This window comes from Cellulosimicrobium sp. BMG9.22 (assembly GCF_059159975.1).
On sequence record NZ_JBZGBY010000028.1, the window covers coordinates 47,591 to 54,038 of the forward strand.

The window sequence follows — 6,448 nt, forward strand, 5'->3', positions numbered from 1 at the left end:
GCCCGGACACCTCCTGAGAAGGCACGATCGACGCTACGGACGGGCGGTTTCGCGACCGTGCCCCGTCCGTTGCCCGGCCGTAACGGTCTTCTCACACAACGCGGTGCGGCCGGTGTGAGAAGTACCGGTGCCTTCCTACCGGCCCGCCGTCCGCGACGCCGTCGCACCGGCCGCTGCGCCATCCGCCCCGCCGTCCTCCGCGTCCGCGGGCTGCGCCGGGTCGGCCTTCGCGAGCCAGTCGACGAGCCCGCACACGACGTCCTTGCAGCCGCCGCACCCGGTCGTCGCGCGCGTGGCCCGCGCGACGTCGTCGACGCTCCGGGCACCGTCGTGCCAGCAGCCGACGACGTCGCCCTTCGTCACGCCGTTGCACGTGCACACGGTGGTGCGGTCGGGCATGTGCGTCGGGGACGACGCCGGCGCCGGGGCCTGCGCGACGGGGCGCAGCAGGAGGTGGGCCGGGTCGGCCGGGACGGGCACGCGGCGCGTGTAGGTGGCCGCGAGGTCGGCCCCCACGTCGGGAGCACCGACGCACGTCGCGCCGACGAGCAGGCCGCCCGCGACGACGACCTCGACGTGGCGCCCCGAGACCGGGTCGCTGAGGGTCACGGAGCGGTGCGCCGGGTCGGGTGCGCGCCGCGTGCCGCACACGCCCATCGTCACGATCTCGAGCCCGGCGGCCTTGACGCGCACGACGTCGGTCCCCGCCGCCGCGGGCCGCGAGGTGTCCGCGGGCGACCGGTCAGCGCCAAGGACCCCTCGGGTGTCCTGGGGTGCTGACAGCTCCGCACCGGCACGCGCCGTGTCAGCACCAGGTGACCGTCGGGCGACCTGAGCGTCTGGCACGAGCGTGCGGGTCACGACGTTCATGGCGAGACGCAGCGCCATGCTCGGCCGGCCCGGGTCGACGCCGAGCCGCACGTGCGGTCGCGCCGCCGCCCGCTCCGGTACGCGGCTCGACACCTGGCCCGAGCCGGCGTCGGCCGAGCCGGGCCGGCCGGCAACGGCCGCCGCCGCTCGCGCGAGCGTCTCGGCGAGCCGGCGCGACTGGTCCCAGCCCTGCGCGATCAGCCCGGTACCGCCCTCGGGCGGCTGCGCGCAGTCGCCGATCGCGAAGACGCGGGGGTCGTCCGGGCTCGCGAGGTCCTGGCCGACGACGACTCCCCGGTCGACCGTCAGCCCCGCCGCGCGCGCGAGCCCGGCTTCGGGGACAGTGCCGCACGCGAGGACGACGAGGTCGGTCTCGACGTCCACGAGACGGGTCGCGTCACCGTCGTCGCCGGGCACCCGGAGGGTCACGCCACGCACGTGCCCGGCCTCGACGACCACCCGCTCGGTCCGGGCGCTCGTCCAGGTCCGGACCCCCAGGCCCGCGAGGGACCGGGCGACCACTCCCCCCGCCGCCGCGTCCAGCTGGCGGTCCATGACGCTCTCGGCGCCGTGCACGACGCTCACCGCGACGCCTCGTCGAGCGAGGCCGCACGCGACCTCCAGGCCGAGCACCCCGGCCCCCACCACGACGGCGTGGCGTGCGTTGACCGACGCCGCGACGATCTCCCGCGCGTCGTCCAGCGTGCGCAGGGCGTGGGCGCCGCGGGGCAGGTCGGGCTGGTCGGTCAGACCCGGGACGTCCGGTATCCGTGCGGCCGCACCGGTGGCGAGGACGACGGCGTCGTACGGGTAGGCGCCGTCCGGCGTCACGACGCGCCGCGCGAGACGGTCGATCGCGATCGCCTCCGTGCCGCGGCGCACGGTGACGCGCGGGTCGTCGGCACCGGGCAGCCCGATCGCGGCGACGTCGACCTTCCCGGCGACGACCTCGCTGAGCAGGACCCGGTTGTACGGCTCGTACTCCTCGGCGCCGAGCACGGTCACGTGGAGCTGCTCGTCGTCGCCCGGGCGGCCCCCCGCCCCGACACGGGCGATCAGGTCCTGCGCGAACCGCGCGCCGACCATGCCGTTGCCGACGACGATGACCCGGGTTCCGGGGTTCGTCCCGCTCATGCGCGCACCTCCTGTGCGACAGGCTGCGGCGCGCGGCGCACGTCGACCGCGCACACCTTGAACTCCGGCATGCCGGAGATCGGGTCGGTCGCGTCGGTGGTGACGCGGTTGACGCTCCCGGCACCGCTCCAGTGGAACGGGACGAAGACGGTGTCGGGCCTGATCCGGTCGGTCCAGCGCGCGGCCGCCTCCATCTCGCCGCGGGCGGACGTGAGACGGACCAGGTCGCCGTCGGAGATCCCGAGGCGGAACCCGAGCACCGGGTGCATCTCGACGAACGGCGCCGGGACGAGGCGGTCCAGCTCGGGCACGCGACGCGTCTGCGCGCCCGACTGGTAGTGCTGCAGGACGCGGCCGGTCACGAGGTAGACCGGCGCGTCGGGGCGCACGTCGTCGCTCGGGCCGACGTGGTCGACGGCCACGAGGCGCGCACGGCCGTCGGGGGTGGCGAAGCGGTCGAGGAACATCCGGGGTGTTCCCGCGTGCGGCGCGACCGTGTCAGGGCGAGGTGACGCCCCGGCGTCCTGAGGTGGTGGCACGACCGCGGGCACCGGCCAGAACAGGCCCGGGCCGCCGTCGTCCTCGTCCGCGTCGAGGCGCGCGTGGCTCAGCCCCGAGTAGTCCGCGACGCCGCCCGCCGACGCGCGCGCGAGCTCGTCGAACACGACGGCGGGGTCGGTCGGGAACGCGACGTCCGACCCGAGCCGGCGGGCGAGCTCTGCGAGGATCCACAGCTCGGACCGCACGTCGCCCGGCGCGTCGAGCGCACGACGGCGGCGGATGACCCGGCCCTCGAGCGACGTCATCGTGCCCTCCTCCTCCGCCCACTGCGTCACGGGGAGCACGACGTCCGCCAGGAGCGCCGTCTCCGACGGCACGAGGTCGCACACGACGAGCAGGTCGAGCGCCCGCAGCCCGTCCACGACGCGGTCCGCGTTCGGCGCGCTCACGACGACGTTCGACCCATGGACGAGCAGCGCGCGCGGCCCGGCGCCGGTCCCGTCGGGCGACGCCGGGGCGCCGAGCGAGCGCAGGAGCTGCACCGCGGGCATCCCCGGACCGGGGATCGTGTCGGGGTCCACCCCCCACACGGCCGCGACGTGCGCGCGCGCCGCCGGGTCGTCGATCTTGCGGTAGCCCGGCAGCTGGTCGGCCTTCTGCCCGTGCTCGCGGCCACCCTGCCCGTTGCCCTGACCCGTGATCGCGCCGTACCCCGACCCGACCCGCCCCGGCAGGCCGAGCGCGAGCGCGAGGTTGATGGTCGCGGTGACGGTCGCGGTGCCCTGCGACGACTGCTCGACGCCGCGTCCCGTGAGCAGGTACGCGCCCGCGCCGCCGCGCGACGGCGACGCCGCGGCGAGCAGGCGTGCGACGTACCGGAGGCGCTCGGCCGGGACGCCGCACACGGTCTCGGCCCGCTCGGGCCACCACGCCATGACGGAGCGCCGGACGTCGTCGAACCCCGTGGTCCGCGCGGCGACGTACTCCTCGTCGACGAGCCCTTCCACGACGACGACGTGCAGCAGCGCGAGCAGGACCACGAGGTCGGTCCCGGGCACGGGCTGCAGGTGCAGGCCCTGGTCACCTATGGGCCCCGCGCCCTGCCCGCCGCCGGGGGGCGGGCAGGGACGCGCGGGCGCGCGTCCGTCGTCGCGCGCCGTGTGCTCACCGGGATCCCGGAGATCGCCCGTGAGCGCCGCCGTCGCGCTGCGGCGCGGGTCCACGACGACGAGCCCGCCGCGCGAGCGCACGCCCGCCAGGTGCTGGACCGACGGCGGCATGGTCTCGGCGAGGTTGGACCCGAGCAGGAGCACGGCGTCGGCGTCGCCGAGGTCGGCGAGCGGGAACGGGAGCCCCCGGTCGGCACCGAACGCCCGGTTGGCCCCGGCCGCGGCCGACGCCATGCAGAAGCGCCCGTTGTAGTCGATGTTCGCCGTGCGCAGCACCGTCCGCGCGAACTTGCCGAGCGCGTACGCCTTCTCGTTCGTCAGCCCGCCACCGCCGAACACCGCGACGGCGTCGCGCCCGTGCTCGGCCTGGATGCGGGCGATCCCCGAGGCGACGACGTCGAGCGCCGCGTCCCACGAGGCGGGCTGGAGCTCGCCGTCGGGCCCGCGCAGCAGGGGCGTCGTGATCCGGTCGGTCGCGCGCAGCACCGTGGCGCTCGTCCAGCCCTTCTGGCACAGGCCGCCCTTGTTGGTCGGGAAGTCGCGCGGCGACACCTCGACCGGCGTCTCGGTCGGCATCCCGAGGCGGAGCTCGACCGGACCGGCCGGAGCCTCGCGCGGCGCGAGGGTCATGGCGCACTGGAGCGCGCAGTAGGGGCAGTGGGTGCGGGCGGGTGCCGCGCCGGGGGCCTCAGAAGTCCCCGGCGCGGCAGTCGTGGTGGCGGTCGCCATGCTGCGCTCCTCTGCCGTCCGTCAGATCCGGGCGGCGGCGATGGGCGAGCCCTTGCGCAGGTACACGGCCCACGCGACGACCGCCATGACGACGTACACACCGATGAACGTCCACAGCGCGGGCACGAGCGACCCGGCGAGGCTCGTCGACGCGGCGAACCCGCGCGGGATGAGGAACCCGCCGAAGGCCCCGATCGCGCCCGCGATGCCGATGCAGCCGGCGGCTGCCTTGCGGGCCGCCGCCCGGGCCTCGTCGAGCGCCGTGGGGTCGACCGCCGTCGTGCCGTCGAGCGTGCCGCCCGGGACGGCGCTCGCCTGGAAGACGGCCGGGATCATGCGGTACGTGGACCCGTTGCCGATGCCGGTCGCGACGAACAGGACGAGGAACGACCCGAAGAACAGGCCGAAGCTGTGCGACCCGAGCGCCTGGATCGCGCCGAACGCGCCCAGCGCCATGACTCCGTACGAAGCGATGGTGACGCGCGTCCCGCCGACCCGGTCGGCGATGATGCCGCCCAGCGGGCGGGTGACCGAACCGACGAGCGCGCCGAGGAACGCGATCGAGAGCGTCACCTCGGGGAACTGCCCCTTGAGGAGCATCGGGAAGGCCCCGGCATAGCCGATGAACGACCCGAACGTGCCGATGTAGAGGAACGAGATGATCCACGTGTGCTTGTTGCGCGTCGCGGCGGCGAACGAGCGCGGGTCCGCCTTCGCCGTCGACAGGTTGTCCATGAAGCGCCACGCGAGGAACGCGGCGAGCACGATGAACGGGATCATCATGAGGCCCGCGCGCTCGAGCGCGATGCCCGCGCCCGCGACGATGACGAGCGGCACCGCGAGCTGGACCGCCGCCGTGCCGAGGTTGCCGCCTGCCGCGTTGAGACCGAGCGCCTTGCCCTTCTCCCTGTCCGGGTAGAAGAACGAGATGTTCGCCATCGACGACGCGAAGTTGCCGCCGCCGAAGCCGGCCAGCGCCGCCGCGCCGAGCATGAGCCCGAACGGCGTCTCGGGGTTCTGCACGACGACGGCGAGCGCCGTCGTGGGGAGCAGGAGCAGCAGCGCGGACACGACGGTCCAGTTGCGACCGCCGAAGATCGGCACCGCGAACGTGTAGGGGATGCGCAGCGTCGCACCGACGAGGCTCGGCACTGCGATGAGCCAGAACTGCTGGTCCACCGTCAGCGCGAACCCGGCGGCCGGCAGTTGCGGCACGACGATCGACCACAGCGCCCAGACGGCGAACCCGAGGAACTCCGCGAACACCGAGATCCACAGGTTGCGCGACGCGACCTTGCGGCCGCCGTCGCGCCAGAACGTCGGGTCCTCGGGGTCCCAGCGGTCGATCCACCGCCCCGAGCGGTGGTGCGGGCCGGTGGTCGTCGAGGTGGGTGCCGGCTCGACAGCGGTCGCGGCACCGGTGGGGAGCTCTGCGGACTGCTCACCCTCGTGGGTGGTGGGGCTCGTGGGCGCGGACATGGCGGCTCCTTCAGCAGGTCCCGGTCGGTACCGAGGACGCTAGGAGCACCGTGTTTCACCGGCGCGCGACGGCCGTTAACCCCGTGTGAGGTCTTCCGCACAGCCGCGCGGCACCGTGTGTGAGCGCCCCTGGCCTGCACGTCCGCGGGCAGGCTGTGGTCGGGTCCGCGGGCTGGGCGACGTCGGTGCTCGGGCTCGGGTGGGCGGTTCGTGGTCGGGTCCGCGGGCCGGTCGACGTCGGTGCTCGGGCTGGCCGCGCCGTCACCCTGGTCTGTCGGCCGTGGGTTCTAGGAGCGCGGCCTTGACGCCCTTCGCATCCGACGCCGCCCCACCCGCTCAGCCGTCACGTCACCGTGGACGTCGCGCCCCCGGGCCCGCCGAGGTAGAACCCTGGTCTGTCCGCCAGGCCCGTCTCGCGCGCGTCGGCGCGGCACGGGCCGTACGGCGCTCATGGCCGACCATGCGGTTCTGGCCGGTCGAGCATGCGGTCATGGCTCGTCAGGCGACCAGGACGAGCCACAACGACATGCTCGGCGCGCCACCGCGGGTCTGCCTGGGTGAGCGAC

The 6,448-nt window shown here is 75.1% G+C and carries 3 protein-coding genes; all 3 read right to left on the reverse strand.

Annotated elements, in window-relative coordinates:
• Nucleotides 1–135 precede the first annotated feature (135 nt).
• Genes AC4H2H_RS16330 through AC4H2H_RS16340 form a run of 3 tightly spaced genes read right to left on the reverse strand, consistent with a single transcriptional unit; the run spans nucleotide 136 to nucleotide 5,882 of the window.
• Nucleotides 136–2,004 (reverse strand): FAD-dependent oxidoreductase, encoded by a 1,869-nt coding sequence (locus AC4H2H_RS16330; RefSeq protein ID WP_494371876.1) that lies wholly within the window; start codon nucleotides 2,002–2,004, stop codon nucleotides 136–138.
• Nucleotides 2,001–4,403, reverse strand: a complete 2,403-nt coding sequence (locus tag AC4H2H_RS16335; RefSeq protein ID WP_494371877.1) for a molybdopterin oxidoreductase family protein — start codon at nucleotides 4,401–4,403, stop codon at nucleotides 2,001–2,003. The genes AC4H2H_RS16330 and AC4H2H_RS16335 overlap by 4 nt, the downstream gene beginning before the upstream one ends.
• Before the next feature lie 21 nt (nucleotides 4,404–4,424).
• Nucleotides 4,425–5,882 carry an MFS transporter gene (locus AC4H2H_RS16340; protein WP_494371878.1) on the reverse strand — a complete coding sequence of 486 codons (1,458 nt, stop codon included), beginning with the start codon at nucleotides 5,880–5,882 and terminating at the stop codon, nucleotides 4,425–4,427.
• Between the last annotated feature and the right edge of the window lie 566 nt (nucleotides 5,883–6,448).